This is a genomic window from Ectopseudomonas composti, assembly GCF_900115475.1.
In the GTDB taxonomy this organism is placed as follows: Bacteria; Pseudomonadota; Gammaproteobacteria; order Pseudomonadales; family Pseudomonadaceae; genus Aquipseudomonas; species Aquipseudomonas composti.
Genome location: NZ_FOWP01000001.1, coordinates 292,604 through 311,561, shown reverse-complemented (window position 1 = coordinate 311,561; position 18,958 = coordinate 292,604). Strand labels below are relative to the sequence as shown.

Below are 18,958 nucleotides of genomic sequence, written 5' to 3'. Positions count from 1 at the left end.
GGGTGACTCAGCCAAGCAATGCGGGCAGGAAGAGGGTAATGGCCGGGATGTAGGCCACCAGTCCGACGACGACCACCAGCACCAGGAGGAAGGGCCAGAGGTGGCGGGTTACCCGCTCGATGCTCAGGCCACTGATCGAGGCGGCGACGAACAATGAATAGCCCAGAGGTGGCGTGACCATGCCGACGGCGAAGTTGATCACCACCATGGCGCCGAGCTGGATCGGGTCCAGGCCGATCTGGGCGCCGACAGCGATCAGCACGCCGCTGAGAATGACCATTGCCGATACCGTGTCCATGACGGCGCCGAGCACCAGCAACATCAGGTTGAGCAGCAGCAACAACAGCAGTGGGTTGTCGGTGATGCCCAGTAGTACTTCGCTGATCTGGGAAGGAATGCGTTCGCTGGCGATGACCCAGGCGAAGCCATAGGCGGTGACGATGATGAACATGATCAGCGTGGTGGTGCGCATGGCTCCGACCAGGATGCCTGGCAATTGGCTCCAGCTCAGATCCTTGTAGACGAACAGGCCGATGCACAGGCTGTACAGGGCGCCGATCATGGCGGCTTCGGTAGGCGTGAAGATGCCGCCGTAGATGCCACCGAGGATGACCACTGGTGCCAACAGAGCCCAGATCCCGTCACGCAGTGCAGCGAGTATCTCGGCAAAGCTGGGGCGCTTTTCCCTTGGGATGTTCAGGCGTCGTGCATAGATCACGCTGATCAGGCAGAAGCCGGCGGCGGCGAGCAGGCCGGGGATGATGCCGGCCAGGAAGAGTTTGGAAATCGACTCCTCCGCCAGCACGCCCCAGATGATCATCGGGATAGACGGCGGGATCATCTGCCCTAGCGGGCCGATGGCGGTGGCCAGGGCGGCTCCGTAGCCGCGCGAGTAGCCGCGCAGCTCGAGCTCCTTGATCATGATCGAGCCGACTGCCGCCGTGGTGGCCGGTGCCGAGCCCGAGATCGCGCCGAAGAAGGTGCCGGCGGCGACGGTGGACATCGACAGCCCACCGGTGAAATGCCCGAAGCAGGTCGAGGCAATCCGCACCAGACGGCGCGACAGCCCGCCAGCGGTCATCAGGTCGCCGGCCAGGATGAAGCCTGGGATGGCCAGCAAGCTGGTGACGGTGCTGCCGGCAATCAGGCGCTGAGCCATGATCAACGGGCTGAAGTCAGCCATCCACAGGCCGACCACGGTCAGCAGGCCGAGGGTGACGGCGATGGGAACTCCCGCCAGCAGCAGGATGAACATCCCGCCGATCAGAACCATGCCGATTTCGCTCATGGCGTTACTCCTTGCGCGGGTGCCGAGGTCGGTTGCATCAACTGCGTCAGGCTGTGCAGCACGATCAATGCACCGCTGACCGGAACGGACGCGCTCTGCAGCCACAGCGGGTAGCGCAGCGCGGCCGACACCTGATGCGCGGTGAACGAGGCGAATTTCCAGCCAGCCCACAGCATCAGCGCACCGAAGATCGCCACCAGTAGCAGGCTCAGGCGCTCGAACAGCGAGCGCATGGTGGGAGGCAGGCGCTCTACCAGCAGGGTGATGCGCACATGCGACTGCTGGCGTACCAGTTCACTGGCGAACAGAAACACGCTCCAGCTGAACGCCAATAGCGCGACTTCGTCGGCCCAGGTTAGCGACGCATTGAGCACGTAGCGGTAGAACACGCCAGCGATCAGGGCCAGAGCCATGACCAGAGCGCACAGGCAACCGAGCAGCGTGGTGAGCGCAGCCAGGTGCCGACTGAGGGCATCAAGGAATCTATGCATGGAAGAGCAACCGTGCAGTCGGGGAACAGGTCCCAGGGGTTATTCGGAAACCTGCTTGAGCGTGCGGTCGAGCAACTCGGCGCCGATGCTCTCGCGGTACTGCTCATACACCGGTGCCACGGCATCGCGGAAGGGCTGAGCAGAGCCGATGTCGTTGACCTGCATGCCCTCTGCCTTGATTTTCTCGATCAGCGCTTTCTCGTTGCTTGCGACGGTTTCGCGCTGACGTTCGATGGCCTTGCGTGCTGCGCTGCGAACCACGGCCTGCAACTCGGGGGACAGGCGTTCGAGGGCCTGTTTGGACATCAGCAGTGCCAGGGCGTTGTAGGTGTGGCTGGTCAGAGACAAGTACTTGACGGCGCCGGCGTATTTGTTCGCGTAGATCACCGACAGCGGAATCTCCAGGCCGTCGACGGTGCCTTGCTGAACCGCGGTGAAGGCATCGCTCCAGGGCATCGGTACTGGGTTGGCGCCGAGTGCGCGGAAGCTGGTCAGATACAGGTCACTGGGTTGCACGCGCAGCTTGATGCCCGCGAAGTCTGCCGGTTTCTCGATCGGCCGCTTGTTGTTGATGGTGTGGCGAAAGCCAGCCTCGGAGAAGCCCAGGCCGACGATGCCCAGGCGCTCCAGGCTAGTGAACAGTGTCTGCCCCAGCTCGCCGTCAAGCACGCGGTGAGCTTGTGCGCTGTCCTTGAACAGGAACGGCAGGTCGTTGATCTGGAAGCTCGCATCCAGGGTGCCCAATTGCGTGCCAGTGATTACCCCGACATCGAGCATCCCCAACTGCATGCCCTGCAGCATCTCGGTGTCGTTGCCCAATTGGTTGCTCGGAAAGAAGCGAACCTGAAACTCACCTGGGGCAGTGGCTTCGAGCTCTTCCTGGAAATAGTGCGCGGTGATCGCATAGGGATCGAGCGGACTGTCGGAGGTGGTCCAGCCCAGACGCAGGGTCGTAGCAGCGTGCAGCGCGCTGCTGGCCAGGAGCGAGGAGAGCATCAGGGTGTACGTCATCAGCCGACATACGGGCTTGAGCGAAGGTGCCATGCGCGGTCTTCCTGTAGGGATTCTTATTGGCGTTCTAAGGACATTTGCGAAGTGAAAAGCAGGAGCGCAACTTGTCCTACAAGTAGTGGATCACAGTGGCGCAGGCGTTGTAAAGCGCTGCTGAGTGCGCTTGGTTCATGATGCTAAAAGCCGATAAATTGAAGTTATATGTGATGAAAAGCTGAGAAAAAACGGATTCTCTGTGGCCGTTTCCTTAGGCTGTCAGAGGTTTTTTATCGTCTGCATTCCAAACCGATGACGCTTTGCGCATCATGTGCGGGTTTCGGTGCGACCCCGTGCAGGCGTCGCCCTTGGCGTCAGGGACGCCGCAGTCAATCTAGGATCAGAGCATGACGAAACTCGATGGAGTGCCCGGGCGCCAGCCGTTGTCGGTGGATATCTCGCGCTACCTGCAAGATGAAATTGTCGAAGGCCGGCTAAAGCCTGGTGATCGGATTCCTTCGGAGGCGCAACTGAGGGCGCGCTTTGGCGTGGGGCGCAATGTCGTGCGCGAGGCGGTGGCGCGGCTGAAGTCCGACGGCCTGGTGCAGAGTCATCAGGGCAAGGGGGCATTCGTGTCCGATAAAGCCCACCGCAACAGCTTTCGTATCGATCATGAAGAGCTCGCCGATCTGCCCAAGCTGCGCCAGCTATACGAATTGCGGCTCGATCTGGAGGTGGCCGCTGCTGGTATGGCTGCGCGGCGGCGCTCCAAGTTGCAGCTGGCGCAGATCCGCGCGGTGGTCGATGACTTCCGCCTGGCGGTCGAGCAAAGGCAGAACCTGATCGAGAGCAGCCTGGCGTTCAAGCGTGGTATCGCCGAGGCGACGGCCAACGAATACTTTCGCAACTTCATGCTGTTTCTCAGTGCGCATATCTTCGAGGCGGCATCGCTGGAGCGGCGCATGGACGGCAGTGGCCAGCTCGGCAGCGTGCTGTTGCGCGAGTACCAGGCCATCGTCGAGGCCATTGCCCTGGGTGATCCGGATCTGGCACGGCGCGCCGCCTGGCAGCACATCATCAACTCGGCCGAGCGTAACGGCCTGCGCGGGCTCAACGGCTGGGAGGCAACGCGCATGAGTTCGCTGGGCGAAAGCTATGCGCCGCCCTGTGCTGCGCCGATACCGGTGCACCGCATGCCGCGCCGTGCCCTGCCGGCCGATGCCTGTGACTGCCACTTTCACATCATTGGCGATCCGCTTACCCAGCCGTTCACGCCGCATCGCTCCTACACGCCGCCACCGGCCTCGCTGGAGGAGTACCGCCAGCTGCAGTCCATGCTGGGGCTCAGGCGCGGGGTCATCGTGCAGCCCAGTGTCTATGGCTACGACAACCGCGTGATGCTCGAGGCCCTGCGCGAGGGTGGTGCTGATTTTCGTGGGGTGGTGGTGATCAGCGACCAGACCACCGAGGCCGAACTGCGCGCGATGCATGAGCTGGGCGTGCGCGGCGTGCGCATCAACTTGATCTACAAGAGTGGCGTGGAGGTGTCTGATGTGACCAACCTGGCACGCAAGGTCGCGCCTCTGGGCTGGCACGTGCAGTTGCTGATCGATATCTCCGAGTTCGCCGACCTTTACGAGACCCTGGCCGGCCTGCCGGTCGAGGTGGTGATCGACCACATGGGGCACATGCCGGCCAGTATCGGTGTCGAGCATCCAGGCTTTGCGGCGCTGTTGCGCCTGACTCGTGAGGGCAAGGTCTGGGTCAAGCTCTCCGGTGCCTCGCGCATCACCAATCGCAGCGATATGCCTTACGTGGACACCGCACCCTACGCCAGGGCGCTGATTCAGGCCAACCCCTCGCGCATCCTCTGGGCCAGCGACTGGCCGCATGTCTGCTTGAGCGTGCCAATGCCGGACGATACGCGTCTGCTAGAGGAGTTCTACGACTGGGCCGACGATGACGAGGGGGTGATCCGGCAGATCATGGTGGATAACCCCGCTCGTCTCTACGGCTTCTGAGTACGCCCTAGCCGCGTGCGCGGCAATGCTCCAGCAGCGCCTCGATCGGATGGCGCAGGCGCTGCTGACGCAGGCGCTGGGTCTGGCTGCGGCAGGAGTAGCCGGTGGCCAGCGCTTCGGCGGCATCCTCGCGGGCCAAGGCTGGCTCCCAGGACTGAGCGAAGATCGCCCGTGATGACTGCATATTGCGCGCCTCGTGCCCATAAGTGCCGGACATGCCGCAGCAACCGGTGGCCTGTGCCGTAAGGTGCAGGCCGGCCTGGCGAAACACCTGGCCCCACAGGGCGGTGGCGGCGGTTGCGTTGGTCTTCTCGGTGCAGTGTGCCAGCAGCCGGTAGCTGGCGGTCGGCGCCTCCCCGGCAGCGGTGTTCGGCAGGGCCTTGGCCAGCCATTCCTGCGGCAACAGCACCGGTGGGCAGTCGAGGCCTTCGAGCTTGGCGTATTCCTGGCGGTAGACCAGGGTCATGGCCGGGTCCAGGCCCACCAGGGGGATGCCGAAGCCTGCCAGCGCCTGCAGGCGCCGGGCATTGCGCCGGGCGGTGCGGGCGAAGGCGCTGAGGAAGCCCTGCACATGCAGCGGCTTGCCGTTGGCCGAGTAGGGGGCCAGCAGGACCCGATAGCCGAGGCGGCTGGCCAGTTCGATGAAGGCGGCGAACAGCGGTGTCTCGAAGTAACGGGTGAAGGCGTCCTGCACCAGGATCAGGCTCCTGGCGCGCAGGCTTTCGTCCATCGCGGCCAGGCGTTTGGGCGTTGCCGTCTGTACGGCGAAGCGCCGGCAGGTGTCGCGAAAGTCGAAGTCGCTGATCGTGGGGCTGTCGACCATGCCCAGGCGTTCGGCCAACAGCGTGCTGACCAGGCGCGACCCCATCAGCGCGTTGTACAGCCTGGGCAGGTGGGCCAGCAGTGGCAGGCTGAACTCCAGCGAGCCGATCAGGTAGTCGCGCAGCGGGCGCAGGTAGCGGCGGTGATAGAGCTCGAGAAAGCGCGAGCGGAATTCGGGCACGTTGACCTTGATCGGGCATTGCCCCGCGCAGGACTTGCACGCCAGGCAACCGGCCATCGCGTCGTAGACCTCGTGGGAGAAGTCATCTTCGCCCTGGCGGCTGTTGCGCCAGCGCGCGGGCAGCGTGCGCAGGAACTGCAGTGGGCCAGCGGCGACCGGGGCCAGCACGTCGACCCCGGCCAGGCCCTGCAGGCGCAGCCATTCGCGGATCAGCGAGGCGCGGCCCTTGGGCGATTGCACGCGCTCGCGGGTGGCCTTCCAGGACGGGCACATGGCGTCGTCGGGGTCAAAGTTGTAGCAGGCGCCGTTGCCGTTGCAGTGCACGGCGCTGCCATAGTTCTGCCACACACGCTCGTCGATCTGCCGGTCGTGCTCGCCGCGCAGCGGCGCTTCGTTGACCTTGATCAGGCCTTCGGTACTGTCCGGCGGGGTGCAGATCTTGCCGGGGTTGAGTTGGTTATGCGGGTCGAATGCGCCTTTCAGGCGTTGCAGCGCCGGGTACAGTTCGCCGAAGTAGGCCGGCACGTATTCCGAGCGCAGCCCCTTGCCATGTTCGCCCCAGAGCAGGCCGCCGTAGCGCTGGGTCAGTGCCGCCACGGCATCGGAAATCGGCTTGACCAGCGCGGCCTGGGCCGGGTCCTTCATGTCCAGGGCCGGGCGTACATGCAGTACACCGGCATCGACATGGCCGAACATGCCGTAGGTCAGGCCGTAGCCGTCGAGCAGGGCGCGGAATTCGGCGATGTAGTCGGCCAGTTGCTCCGGCGGCACCGCAGTGTCTTCGACGAACGGCTGCGGCCGTACCTCGCCCTCGACGTTGCCGAGCAGGCCCACCGAGCGCTTGCGCATGGTGTAGACGCGCGTTACCGCCGCCGCACCTTCGGCCAGGGTGTGGCCGAGGCGTTCGACGCTGGTGTCCTGCCGCAGGTGGGTGATGAAGTCCGCGACCCGGGCATTGACCTCGTCCGGCTCGTCGCCGCAGAACTCCACCAGGTTGATGCCCAGGGTCGGTTTGTCCGGGTCGGCCGGGAAGTATTCGGCGACGCTGTGCCAGACGATGTCCTGCATCGCCAACATCAGCACGCGCGAGTCCACTGTCTCGATCGACAGCGGCTTGTGCGCCATCAGCGCATTGGCATCGCGCAGGGCGTCCATGAAGCTGCTGTAGCGCACGTTGACCAGCACCGCGTATTTCGGGATCGGCAGGACGTTGAGCTTGGCTTCCACCACATAGCCCAGCGAGCCCTCGGCGCCGCACAGCACGCTGTTCAGGTTGAAACGGCCTTCGTCATCGCGCAGGTGCGCCAGGTCGTAGCCGGTCAGGCAGCGGTTGAGCTTGGGGAAGGTGCTTTCGATCAGTTCGCCCTGGGTTTCCTCGATCTCCCGGGCCATGCGGTACACCTCGCCGACCCGGCCGGGCAGGGCGCAGGCCGCGTCGAGGGTGGTGTCATCCAGCGGTTGGCTGTGCAGGCGCTCGCCGCCGAGCAGCACGCTGTGCAGTTCCAGCACGTGGTCGCGGGTCTTGCCGTAGGTGCAACTGCCCTGGCCGCTGGCGTCGGTGTTGATCATGCCGCCGACGGTGGCGCGGTTGGAGGTAGAGAGCTCCGGGGCGAAGAACAGCCCGTGCGGCTTGAGTGCGGCATTGAGCTGATCCTTGACCACCCCGGCCTGGACCCGTACCCAGCGCTCCTCGACGTTGATCTCGAGGATCCGGTTCATGTGCCGCGACAGATCCACCACCACACCATCGGTCAGCGACTGGCCGTTGGTACCGGTGCCGCCGCCGCGTGGGGTCAGCTTGATCGGGCGGAACCGCGGTTCGGCCATCAATGCGGCAACTTTCGCTACATCGTCGGCATCCAGCGGGAACACCGCGGCCTGCGGCAGACGCTGGTAGATCGAGTTATCGGTGGCCAGTACCGTGCGGCTGGCATGGTCGCGGGCGATCTCGCCGCGAAAGCCAGCGCTGCGCAGGGCGTCGAGAAAGGCCAGATAGGGTGCCGCCGGTGCAGCGGGTGTGGGAATGCGGGCAATCATGGTCGGCTCTCGGCAAATGGCCGTTCAAACCTTCTTAATACGAAGGGCTACGGCTCGCTATCGTTATGGATAATGTCGATTTTCCAAGGGTCATGACCGTGCTACAAAGGTATTTTTCGCGGTCAACTCATGAGGAGTATGAATGAATTATCGGCGTCTGACGCCTTCGATGTCGCTGCTGCTGGCCTTCGAGGCCGCTGCCCGACACGAGAGCTACACCCGTGCAGCCAGGGAGCTGTCGCTGACGCAGAGTGCGGTCAGCCGCCAGGTGCAGACGCTGGAGGCGCAGTTGGGCGTGCGTCTGTTCCGCCGCGAGGGGCGCAACATCGTGCTGACCGACGTGGGCCGCTTGTACCTGCGCGAACTTGGCGATGCCCTGGCGCAGATCCGCAGCGCCACGCTGCAGGCGGTGGCCTACGGCTCTGGCATGGGCACGTTGCGCCTGGCGCTGTTGCCGACATTCGGCTCGACCTGGTTGCTGCCACGGCTGAGCCGTTTCTACGCGGCCAACCCTGGAGTACAGGTGCATGTGCACTCGCGTATCCAGGCCGTGGACTTCACCGACGGTGAGATCGACGCTGCAATTACTGTCGGCAGCGGTGACTGGCCGGAGTTGGTGGTGCATCCACTGCTGGAGGAAAGCATGGTGGTGGTCGCCAGCCCCGCGCTGCTGGCAGCGGGGGCGCCGGTCGACGCCGAGACCATCGCCGCGCAGACGCTGTTGCAGGTGGCTAGCCATCCGCCGCTCTGGGCTAACTGGTTCGCCCGCCATGGCCTGGCGCCGGAACGCATGCGCAGCGGGCCTAACTTCGAGCTGACCTCGCATCTGTTGCAAGCGGTGCGCAGCGGCATTGGTGTAGGCCTGGTGCCGCAGATGCTGGTGGAGGACGACGTGCGCCATGGCCATCTGCTCAGCGTCGGTGAGCCGATTCCGAGCAAGCGCACCTACTGCCTGGCCTATCCGTCGCGCAACGCGGTACTGCCTTCGCTCAAGGCATTTCGCCAGTGGTTGCTTACCGAACTCGGGGGTTGAGCTCGGTTCCTGTGGCGGCCTGTCACGCGGCAAATCACCACAGCGCCAGTTGGGCCTTTAGCGGCTAGTCTTTTAGTGCGCATTGATCCAGATCAATGCGCCTTTTCGCGCTTTACTCCACAGCCATTCGGCTGAGTTCCACTCCATAAGAACAATTTCAGCTCGTTTGACTCCAAGACTGGAGTCTATGGATCGGCTTTGCGTGCTGGGGCCGAAATAACCCTGAATGAGGATGTGACATGTTCGGCCTAGAGGCGCTTGATCTCGCCCGAATCCAGTTTGCCTTCACCATTTCCTTCCACATCGTCTTCCCGGCCATCACCATCGGTCTGGCTAGCTACCTGGCGGTGCTCGAAGGCTTGTGGCTGAAGAGTGGAAATACCCTGTACCGCGATCTCTACCACTTCTGGTCGAAGATCTTCGCGGTCAACTTCGGCATGGGTGTGGTCTCCGGCCTGGTCATGGCCTATCAGTTCGGCACCAACTGGAGTGCCTTCTCCGACTTTGCCGGGGCGGTCACCGGGCCGCTGCTGACCTACGAGGTGCTCACCGCGTTCTTCCTCGAAGCGGGTTTCCTTGGCGTCATGCTGTTCGGCTGGAACCGCGTCGGGCCAGGCCTGCACTTCTTCTCCACGGTGATGGTGGCCATCGGCACGCTGATTTCCACCTTCTGGATTCTCGCCTCCAACAGCTGGATGCATACGCCGCAGGGCTTTGAGATCATCGATGGCCGGGTAATTCCGGTGGACTGGTTCGCCGTTGTATTCAACCCCTCGTTCCCTTATCGCCTGGCGCACATGGCGACGGCGGCGTTCCTCGCCACCGCCTTCTTCGTGGGTTCATCCGCTGCCTGGCATCTGCTGCGTGGGCGTGACAACCCGGCGATCCGCAAGATGCTCTCGATGGCACTGTGGATGGCCTTGCTGGTGGCGCCGATACAGGCCTTCATCGGCGATCTGCATGGCCTCAATACCCTCAAGTACCAGCCGGCGAAGATCGCGGCCATCGAAGGGCATTGGGAAAACGTTGGCGACGAGCCGACCCCACTGATCCTCTTCGGCTGGCCGGACATGCAGCGTGAGGAAACTCGCTTCAAGGTGGAGATTCCCGCGCTCGGCAGCCTGATCCTGACCCATAGCCTGGACAAACAGGTGCCGGCTCTGAAGGACTTCCCACCGGAAGACCGCGCCAATTCCACGATCGTGTTCTGGACCTTCCGCGTCATGGTCGCCATGGGGCTGATGATGATCCTCACCGGCCTGTGGGGCACCTGGCTGCGACGCGGCGAGCGGCTGTACACCTGCCGGCCGTTCCTGCACCTGGCGGTGTGGATGGGGCCGAGCGGCATCATCGCCATCCTCGCGGGCTGGTACACCACCGAGATCGGTCGCCAGCCCTGGATCATCCATGGCCTGATGCGCACCGCCGACGCGTCCTCCGGGCATAGCGCGACGCAACTGGGCTTTACCTTGGCGCTGTTCGTGGTGGTCTATTTCGTGCTGTTCGGTGCGGGTATCGGCTACATGCTGCGCCTGGTGCGCAAGGGGCCGAAGATCGACGAGGGTAAGGAAACCTCCGAAGGTGGGCCAGGCCAGCCGCGTACGCCAGCGCGTCCGCTGTCGGCGGCCGAAGAGGGCCTGGAAGATGGCGAAACCGACACCTTGCCGGAGAGGAACTGAACATGGGTATCGACCTTCCGCTGATCTGGGCGGTGATCATCGCCTTCGGTGTGATGATGTATGTGGTGATGGATGGCTTCGATCTGGGCATAGGCATCCTCTTTCCCTTCGTACGTGACGATGGCGAGCGCGACGTGATGATGAACACCGTCGCGCCGGTCTGGGACGGCAACGAGACCTGGCTGGTACTCGGTGGTGCGGCGCTGTTCGGCGCCTTTCCGCTGGCCTATGCGGTGGTGCTGGATGCCTTGTACCTGCCGCTGATCCTGATGCTGCTGGGCCTGATCTTTCGTGGCGTGGCCTTCGAGTTTCGTTTCAAGGCCAAGGCCGCCAAGCGTCATCTTTGGGACAAGGCCTTCATTGGCGGCTCGCTGACGGCCACCTTCTTTCAGGGCGTGGCACTGGGCGCGTACATCGACGGTTTCGAGGTGGTCAATCGCCGCTTCGCCGGTGGCGCGTTCGACTGGCTGACGCCGTTCTCGGTGTTCTGCGGCCTGGCGCTGATCGCCGCCTACGCGCTGCTTGGCTGTACCTGGCTGATCATGAAGACCGAAGGCCGCCTGCAACAGCAGATGCATGACCTGGCGCGGCCGCTGGTGTTCGTCCTGCTGGCGGTGACGGGCATCGTCAGCCTGTGGACGCCCTTTGCCCACCCGGATATCGCCGAGCGCTGGTTCAGCCTGCCCAACCTGTTCTGGTTCATGCCGGTACCGGTGCTGGTGCTGCTGTGCACATACGCACTGCTGCGTTCGGTGGCCAACAACCGCAACTACTCGCCGTTTCTGCTCACCCTGGCGCTGATCTTCCTCGGCTACAGCGGCTTGGGCATCAGCCTGTGGCCGAACGTGATTCCGCCGTCGATCAGCATCTGGGAGGCCTCTGCACCGCCACAGAGCCAGGGCTTCATGCTGGTGGGCGCGCTGTTCATCATTCCCTTCATCCTCATGTACACCGCTTGGAGCTACTACGTGTTCAGAGGCAAGGTGACGGTGGATGATGGCTATCACTGAGAACCTGTCCAAAGCCTGCTGCGCGTCGGCCCTGCGGCGTTAAAAGCAGGCTCGGCCTGCTCATGTACCACTTGTACACTCCGCGTCCTCGCCTGCTTTTGCCTTGCATGGCTCTAGCTCGCGAGGCTTTGAATCAGGTTCTTAGGAGACGGTCATGACCGAAACCGAAGAGAAGAAACCGCTGTGGCAGCGTCTGGGTTGGCTGGTGCTGATCTGGGCCTGCAGCGTCACCGCGCTGGGTATCGTGGCCTGGCTGTTGCGCCAGTTCATGAGCGCGGCGGGGTTGGGGACGCCGGGCTGAGCCCGGCGATCCAGCCAACTTCCATTCGGCCGATTGGGTCGAGTGGATATATTTGAAAATCATTTGCGTTTGTAATATTTTCTCGGGCTTTCCCGGCACCGAGAACTCTGCGTGTCCCTGCCTGTCGATCCACTGCCTCCTGAAGAACTGTTCCGGCGCCATTCCTCGGAGCTGCTGCGCTTCTTCACCCGGCAGACACGCTGCAGCGAGCTCGCCGCCGACCTGCGCCAGGAAACCTGGCTGCGCTTGCAAGGGCGCCGGACCGAGGAGATCGGCAACGTGCGCGCCTTTCTCTACCGCATCGCTCGCAACCTGCTCATCGACCATCATCGCCAGCAGCAGGTTCGTCCGCAGTCGGCACCGCTCGACGATGCGCTGGAAAGCGAACTCCCCGAACCCGAACGCGCCATCGAGGACAGCCGCCGTCTGGCTCGCCTGCAGATCCTGATGCATGAGTTGCCCGAACACCTGCGCCAGGCGCTGTTGTGGAATCGCCTGGACGGGCTGACTCAGCGTGAGATCGGCGAGCGTCTGGGCGTCTCGGAAAGCATGGCCGGACGTTATATCCTCAAGGCCCTCGAATATTGCCAGGAACGCATGGATGACCGCTGAGGCAGATCTGCGCAGCCAGGCCCGGGAGTGGCTGGTGCTGCTGAATTCCGGGCGAGCCAGTGCCGCCGATCGCGCGGCGGTCGAGCGCTGGCGCCAGGCCAGTGCCGAGCACGCCAGTGCTCTGGCCGAGGCGGAGCGTCTGTGGGCGCTGCTCGGCCAGGTCGAGCGGCCGGCTGCCGTGGTGCAGGCCATGCCCAGGCGTAAGCGGCACTGGCCGCTGCCACTGGCCAGCGCGGCCTGCCTGCTGCTGGCGCTGTGGCTGGCGCCGCCAGGCTGGCATGCCGATGTACGTACTCAGGCCGGAGAAATCCGCGAGGTGACGCTGGAGGATGGCTCGCGGTTGCAGCTCAATGGCACCACCGCTCTTGACTGGTACGCCGATGCAGACGGTCAGCGCCGAGTGCGTCTGTATCGCGGTCAGGTCGATTTTCAGGTAGCGGCCGATACCAACCACCCCTTCGTGATCGAGGCCGGTGAGGCGCGCATTCGCGTCACCGGTACTCGGTTCGACGTCAACCTGCTGGGGGATCAGGTGTTGCTGGCGGTCAGCGAAGGGCATGTGCAGGTCAGTGACAGCGAGGGTACCGAGCGAGCCGTGCAGGCTGGCGAGCAGATCGCCTGGCGTGGTGGTCGTCTGCAATCACTGCAGCCACTGGATGCCGCGCGGGCTTTGGCCTGGCAACGGGGGCGGCTGGTATTCCGTGATCGCCCGTTGCCCGAAGTGTTCGAGGAGCTGCAGCGCCAGCAGGCACAGCAGGTGCTGTTTCTCGATGCAGCGGCGCGTGAGCTGAAGGTCACCGGCGTATTCGCTCTGGATGATCCACAGGCCTTACTGCGCGCCATCGAGACCGCTCTGCCGGTCAAGTTGACCCACTTGCCGGGCGTGCTGCTGGTGTCGTCCGACGGTTGATCTTCCAATCTGATTGCTGCCGGACTGCATCCACGTAGGGTGGACAACGCTCTTTTTGTCCACCGTCTTTGGCCGACCCCGTTACCAGGCCGATAGTGGACAAGCCTTGGTCGTACAAACGCTGTAGCCCGGATGCAATCCGGGGCGGCGAACAAAGCCCCCGGATTGCATCCGGGCTACGACTGGGTGATGGCGCGAATCATTTTTCAAAAATATTTGCAGTGCCGGTTCAGGAATGCGAATTACCTTCGTCTTCTGTTTCTGCAAATGCGACTTTTTCGCATGAATGGCCAGCAGAACACAGGATATCCGTATGCGTTCGATTCCCTTCTTCCCGACGTTGATCGTGCTTTCCCTCGGCCTCGCTGCAGCGCAGGTGCAGGCCGTCGAGCTCGACATCCCGGCCCAGCCTCTGGATTCGGCGCTCACCGATTTCGCCGAGCAGGCCGGCATCCGCCTGCTCTACGATGCCAGCCTGACTCGCGGGATCAGTGGCCGCCAGGCACTCAAGGGGGATTATTCCGTCGGCGAAGGGCTGCAGCAGTTGCTGCAGGGCAGCGGCCTGACCTTCAGTGTCGGCGCCGACGGCACCGTCACGCTGATCCCGCGTCCTGATAACAGCGATGTGCTGGAGCTGGGCGCCACCACCGTCAGCGGCCAGCTCGATGGCCGCCGCGACCTGCCGGCCAGCTATGCCGGCGGTCAGGTGGCGCGCGGCGCGAACATCGGCCTGCTGGGCAACCAGGACATGCAGGACGTGCCCTTCGCCTTTTCCAGCTACACCTCCGAGCTGATCGAAACGCGCCAGGCGCAGACCCTGGCCGATGTGCTGGCCAGCGACCCGGGCGTGCGCCAGTCCTATGGCTTCGGCAACTTCTCGCAGGTCTTCGTCGTACGCGGCTTCCAGCTGTACAGCGACGACATCGCCTTCAATGGTCTGTACGGGATATTGCCGCGGCAGATCATTTCCACCGAGTCGGTCGAGCGCGTCGAGGTATTCAAGGGCGCCAACGCCTTCATCAATGGCGTGGCGCCTGGCGGCAGCGGCGTCGGCGGGGCGATCAACGTGGTCTCCAAACGCGCCGAGGACACCCCGACCCGCAGCTTCACCCTGGACTACGCCAACGACAGTCGCGTGGGCGGGCATCTCGATCTGGGGCGCCGGTTCGGTGAGGACAACCGCTTCGGTGTGCGGGTCAACCTGGCGCAGCGTGAAGGCGAGACGGGCATCGACGACGAGCATTCGCGCTTCAGCCTGGCCACCGTTGCGCTGGATTACCGTGGTGAGCGCCTGCGCCTGGCAGCCGATCTTGGCTATCAGAAGCAGCGCGTCAACGAGGGGCGTTCAGTTGTCTACCTGACCACGACGGGGGGCACCTCAACCTTGAATGGCAAGGTGCCTTCGGCGCCTGACTCCACGCATAACTATGCCCAGCCCTGGAGCTGGTCGCAGCTGGAAGACAGCTATGGGATGTTCAGCGCCGAGTATGATCTGTCGCCGTCCTGGACCGCCTACCTCATTGGCGGCGGCAAGTACACGCGGGAGAACGGCGTGTACGCCTCCAACTACGTGTACGGCGCCGATGGTGCGGCCCGCATCGGCCGCCTGTATTCGCCGCTCGACCAGGAAACCCTGAGCCTGGCCACGGGGCTGCGCGGAGACCTGCAGACCGGCCCGGTCAGCCACAAGGTCAATCTGGCGGCCAACGGCATCTGGCAGGAAAAGCGCAATGCCTTCGAGTCCACCGCCGCTGGTAGCCGTGGCAATGGCAACTTGTACGAAGCGCTGCCGATTGCAGAGCCGCCCGCCACCAGCGTCTCCGGCGATCTGCATGACCCGGACACCACCGCCAAGGTGCAGAACAAGAGCCTGGCCGTCTCCGACACCCTGGGTTTTGTCGATGATCGTGTGCTGCTGACGCTTGGTTTGCGCCGGCAGACCATTGGCGCCGACGCCTGGAGCGCGGCCAGTGGCGCCCGTACCTCCAACTACCAGGACAGCATCACCACGCCCGCCTATGGCCTGGTGATCAAACCCACCGAATACCTCTCGCTCTATGCCAACCGTGTGGAGTCGCTGCAGCAGGGGCCGACCGCGCCCAATGCTGCGAACAATCGCGGGACGATGTTCGCGCCATACCGCTCCAAGCAGACCGAGCTGGGGGGTGAAGCTCGACTGGGGGCGCTTCGGGGGCAACCTGAGTGTCTTCCGTATCGAGCAGCCGCAAGGTGTGCTCGACGGCAGTGGCAACTACGGCGTGGATGCCGAGCAGCGTAACCGCGGTGTCGAGCTGAGCCTGTTCGGCGAGCCGCTCAGCGGGTTACGCCTGTTGGGAGGGTCGACCTGGACCGAAGCCGAGCTGCGCGGCACGGTCGGTGGTGGCAACGATGGCAACCAGGCCGTCGGGGTGCCCGAATTCCAGTTCAATGTCGGCGCCGACTGGGATGTGCCGGGCGTGCCGGGGCTGAGCCTCAATGGCCTGCTGTTGCGCACCGGTGGTCAGTATGTCGATACCGCCAATGACTACGGCATCCCGGCCTGGACCCGCGTCGATCTGGGCGCACGCTACAAGACTCGTCTCGACCAGCGCGCCGTGACCTTCAACGCGATAGTGGAGAACGTCGCCGACGAGAACTACTGGGCCTCGGCCAATGGTGGCTACCTGACCCAGGGCGCGCCGCGTACCTTCAAGGTCTCGGCGACGGTCGATTTCTGATCGGGAGCGGGGCGGCGTCTGGCTTTTGCTTGCCGGTCGGCGGTTGATCCCGGCGCGTGCTTGTTCCCATACTGGCCTCCTTTCGTCGCCAGCCAAGGAAGCCCGATGTTCGCCCTCAGCGATACCCTGCAGCGCCGCTTCGCCGCGCTGAAATCCACTGCCGACTACTGGTCGCTGCGCCATGTGTGCGAGAGCAGGGAGTCCTACTGGGTGCGGCGGCGTGTGGCGCAGGCGCCTTCCTTCGTCGACGATGCTGGCGCCATGTTGACCGTACGTATCGCCGGTGTCGAAGCCTATGCGGCCACCAGCGATCTCAGTCAGGCCGGCTTGCAGGCCGCGCTGGAGCGCGCCGAGCAGATGGCACGCACGTTGGCTGGGCACAACCTGCTCGACCTCGCCAGCCTGCCGTACCCCACCGAGCAAAGCGACGATGTGATGCCGGGTTACGCGCAGCCGCTGGCGGGTGCCGGCCACTGGTTCGAGTTGCTGATGGCCGAGTCGGCGCGGATTCCACAGGATGCGCGTCTGGTCGACAGCCATGTCGGCTTGACCTTCACCTGCCATGAGCAGATCTACCTCAACAGCGCGGGCGCCTGCCTGCGCCGTGCCCAGCGCTACGTCTTCCCGCAGGTGGGCGTCACCGCCAGCGACGAGCATGACAGCCAGAGCCGCAGTTTCGGCGGCACTCATCTGGCGCGGCAGGGTGGTGCCGAGGTGCTGCAGCAGTTGTGTGTGATCGGCAGTGCCGAGCGCATCGCCGACGAGGCATTGCAACTGCTGCTGGCACCCAACACCCCGAACGGTTCGCGTGACCTGCTGCTGATGCCGGACCAGATGATCCTGCAGATCCACGAGTCCATCGGCCATCCACTGGAGCTGGACCGCATCCTCGGTGACGAGCGCAACTTCGCCGGCACCAGTTTCATTCGCCAGGAAGATTTCGGTCATTACCCATATGGCTCGTCGCTGCTCAACGTGACCTTCGATCCGGGCGTGCCAGGCGAGCTGGCCAGCTACAGCCATGATGACGACGGCACCGCGGCGCAGCGCCACTACCTGATCCGCGATGGCGTCCTGCAGCGCCCGCTCGGCGGTGCGCTGTCGCAGTGGCGCAGTGGCCTGCCGGGTGTGGCCAACAGCCGTGCATGCAACTGGAACCGGCCGCCCATCGACCGCATGGCCAATCTCAATCTGGAGCCGGGTGACAAGACTCGGGCTGAGCTGATCGGCGGTATCGAGTGCGGCATCCTGATGAGCAACAACCGCTCCTGGTCGATCGACGATGCGCGCAACAAATTCCAGTTCGGCTGCGAATGGGGCCAGTTGATCGAAAACGGCGAACTCAAGGGCGTGGTGAAGAACCCCAATTACCGCGGCATCAGCTCGCGGTTCTGGCGCAACCTGCGCGCGGTAGGCGACGCCAGCACCTTCGAGGTGATGGGCACGCCCTATTGCGGCAAGGGCGAACCCAACCAGGTGATCCGTGTCGGGCATGCCTCGCCGGCCTGCGTCTTCGCCGATATCGACGTTTTCGGAGGGGCTGCCTGATGGATGCACGTCAGCATTTCAGTGCGTTGCTGGAGCACCTGCAGGAGCAGGTCGTGGGCGAGGAGGGTTTTACCCTGGCCTACGGCGCCGAGGTGTCCAGCTTTATCCGTTTCAATCAGGGCCAGGTGCGTCAGGCCGGGCAGGTGCAGCAGGCCTACGTCACCCTGTCGCTGTACCAGGGCCAGCGCCATGCCGAAAGCAAACTGGCGCTCAGCGGTGTGCTTGACGAGGATTTGCAGCGCCTGCAGCAAATAGTGCAGCGCCTGCGTGGCGTGCTGCCAACCTTGAGTGACGACCCTTATCTGCGCGTGAACGCTGAGGCCTGGCGCAGCGAGTTGGCGGGCGAAGCGGTGCGGCTCGATAGCGCGGCCATGGCGCAGCAGATCGTCGCGGCGGCGGCTGGCCTGGATCTGGTCGGCTTTCTGGCCGTGGGGCCGCAGTACCAGGGCTTCGCCAGTTCCTGGGGCGCGTTCGGCTGGTACGCCGCGAGCAGTTTCAACTTGGAGTTCAGCCTGTTTCACGGCAACGGCCAGGCAGTGAAAAGCGCTTATGCCGGCGAGCAGTGGGACGCCCAGGCGTTCGCTCACAAGCTGGAGCGTGCACGGCAACAGCTGGAGTTTCTCGGTCGACCGGCCAAGGCGCTGCAGCCAGGGGCCTATCGCGCCTATCTGGCGCCGGCTGCGCTGGAAGAGTTGGTCAGCCTGTGCTGCTGGGGCTTCGGCGCCCAGGCGCTGGCGTCAGGTGGCAGCCCGTTGCAGCGTCTGTTCAACGGTAAGGCCGAGCTCAGCCCGTTGCTGACGATGGACGAACGTATCGAGGGTGGCTTGGCGCCGGCTTTCACCTCCGAGGGGCCACGCCAGCCGCTTAGCCTGATCAGCCTGGGGCGACCTGGCGAACGCCTGATCAGCTCGCGCAGTGCCGCAGAATATGGACTGATCGCAAATGGTGCGTGCAGTGGCGAATATCCGCTGTCCTTGCACATGCGAGGCGGTGAGTTGGACGAGCACGACGTGCTGCAACGGCTCGGCACCGGGCTGTATATCGGCAACCTGTGGTACGGCAATTTCTCCGACCTGCCCGCCGCGCGCCTGACCGGCATGACCCGCTTCGCCACCTTCTGGGTCGAGGATGGGCAGATCCAGGCGCCGGTGGACACCATGCGTTTCGATGATTCGCTGTTCGACTTCCTCGGCCCGCACCTGGAGGCGTTGACCCGCGAACCTGAGCTGCTGCTGCCAGGCGGCACTTACGGCGCCAGGCAGACGGGCTCGATGGCCTTGCCGGGCGCGTTGTTGTCGCGCTTTACCCTGACGTTATGACG

At 64.1% G+C, this 18,958-nt stretch carries 13 protein-coding genes and 1 pseudogene; 10 read left to right on the top strand and 4 right to left on the bottom strand.

What is annotated here, in order from left to right; translation table 11 throughout:
* Nucleotides 1–7: 7 nt before the first annotated feature.
* The 3 genes from BM059_RS01415 to BM059_RS01405 are packed head-to-tail and all read right to left on the bottom strand — an operon-like array spanning nucleotide 8 to nucleotide 2,823.
* A complete protein-coding gene (locus BM059_RS01415; protein WP_037000773.1) occupies nucleotides 8–1,288 on the bottom strand; it encodes a TRAP transporter large permease in 1,281 nt (426 codons plus the stop codon).
* Nucleotides 1,285–1,779: a TRAP transporter small permease gene (locus BM059_RS01410; RefSeq protein WP_037000772.1), complete on the bottom strand. Its 495-nt coding sequence runs from the start codon at nucleotides 1,777–1,779 to the stop codon at nucleotides 1,285–1,287. Before BM059_RS01410 ends, BM059_RS01415 begins: the two co-directional genes overlap by 4 nt.
* 39 nt (nucleotides 1,780–1,818) lie before the next feature.
* Nucleotides 1,819–2,823, bottom strand: a complete 1,005-nt coding sequence (locus tag BM059_RS01405) for a TRAP transporter substrate-binding protein (RefSeq protein WP_083413215.1) — start codon at nucleotides 2,821–2,823, stop codon at nucleotides 1,819–1,821.
* 350 nt (nucleotides 2,824–3,173) lie between these two features.
* On the opposite strand from BM059_RS01405, the gene BM059_RS01400 reads away from it, so the two are divergent.
* Entirely contained in the window at nucleotides 3,174–4,787 is a 1,614-nt protein-coding gene (locus BM059_RS01400) for an amidohydrolase family protein (RefSeq protein ID WP_074936207.1), read from the top strand.
* Nucleotides 4,788–4,794: 7 nt separating this feature from the next.
* Here BM059_RS01400 and ydiJ read toward each other — a convergent pair whose 3' ends face one another.
* Nucleotides 4,795–7,827 (bottom strand): D-2-hydroxyglutarate dehydrogenase YdiJ, encoded by a 3,033-nt coding sequence (gene ydiJ / locus BM059_RS01395; protein ID WP_074936205.1) that lies wholly within the window; start codon nucleotides 7,825–7,827, stop codon nucleotides 4,795–4,797.
* A gap of 142 nt (nucleotides 7,828–7,969) precedes the next feature.
* Between ydiJ and BM059_RS01390 the strand changes: the two genes are divergently transcribed.
* The 9 genes and pseudogenes from BM059_RS01390 to BM059_RS01350 all read left to right on the top strand — a co-directional run bounded on the left by BM059_RS01390 (nucleotide 7,970) and on the right by BM059_RS01350 (nucleotide 18,956).
* Nucleotides 7,970–8,860, top strand: coding sequence for a LysR substrate-binding domain-containing protein (locus BM059_RS01390; RefSeq protein WP_037000769.1), 891 nt, complete (start codon nucleotides 7,970–7,972; stop codon nucleotides 8,858–8,860).
* A gap of 239 nt (nucleotides 8,861–9,099) precedes the next feature.
* On the top strand, nucleotides 9,100–10,539 hold the full coding sequence (locus tag BM059_RS01385; RefSeq protein ID WP_074936203.1) for a cytochrome ubiquinol oxidase subunit I: 1,440 nt from the start codon (nucleotides 9,100–9,102) through the stop codon (nucleotides 10,537–10,539).
* A gap of 2 nt (nucleotides 10,540–10,541) precedes the next feature.
* The gene (gene cydB / locus BM059_RS01380) at nucleotides 10,542–11,549 is read left to right on the top strand and encodes a cytochrome d ubiquinol oxidase subunit II (RefSeq protein ID WP_074936201.1); all 1,008 of its coding nucleotides are present in this window, start codon (nucleotides 10,542–10,544) and stop codon (nucleotides 11,547–11,549) included.
* A gap of 154 nt (nucleotides 11,550–11,703) precedes the next feature.
* Nucleotides 11,704–11,850, top strand: a complete 147-nt coding sequence (locus BM059_RS01375; RefSeq protein ID WP_004425073.1) for a DUF2474 domain-containing protein — start codon at nucleotides 11,704–11,706, stop codon at nucleotides 11,848–11,850.
* A gap of 111 nt (nucleotides 11,851–11,961) precedes the next feature.
* Nucleotides 11,962–12,462 (top strand): RNA polymerase sigma factor, encoded by a 501-nt coding sequence (locus tag BM059_RS01370; RefSeq protein WP_074936200.1) that lies wholly within the window; start codon nucleotides 11,962–11,964, stop codon nucleotides 12,460–12,462.
* Nucleotides 12,452–13,372 (top strand): FecR family protein, encoded by a 921-nt coding sequence (locus tag BM059_RS01365; protein ID WP_074936198.1) that lies wholly within the window; start codon nucleotides 12,452–12,454, stop codon nucleotides 13,370–13,372. Before BM059_RS01370 ends, BM059_RS01365 begins: the two co-directional genes overlap by 11 nt.
* A gap of 313 nt (nucleotides 13,373–13,685) precedes the next feature.
* Nucleotides 13,686–16,089, top strand: a pseudogene (locus BM059_RS01360) (TonB-dependent siderophore receptor).
* Between the two features lie 105 nt (nucleotides 16,090–16,194).
* Nucleotides 16,195–17,637 carry a TldD/PmbA family protein gene (locus BM059_RS01355; RefSeq protein ID WP_074936196.1) on the top strand — a complete coding sequence of 481 codons (1,443 nt, stop codon included), beginning with the start codon at nucleotides 16,195–16,197 and terminating at the stop codon, nucleotides 17,635–17,637.
* Nucleotides 17,637–18,956, top strand: coding sequence for a TldD/PmbA family protein (locus BM059_RS01350; protein WP_074936194.1), 1,320 nt, complete (start codon nucleotides 17,637–17,639; stop codon nucleotides 18,954–18,956). The genes BM059_RS01355 and BM059_RS01350 overlap by 1 nt, the downstream gene beginning before the upstream one ends.
* Nucleotides 18,957–18,958: the final 2 nt, after the last annotated feature.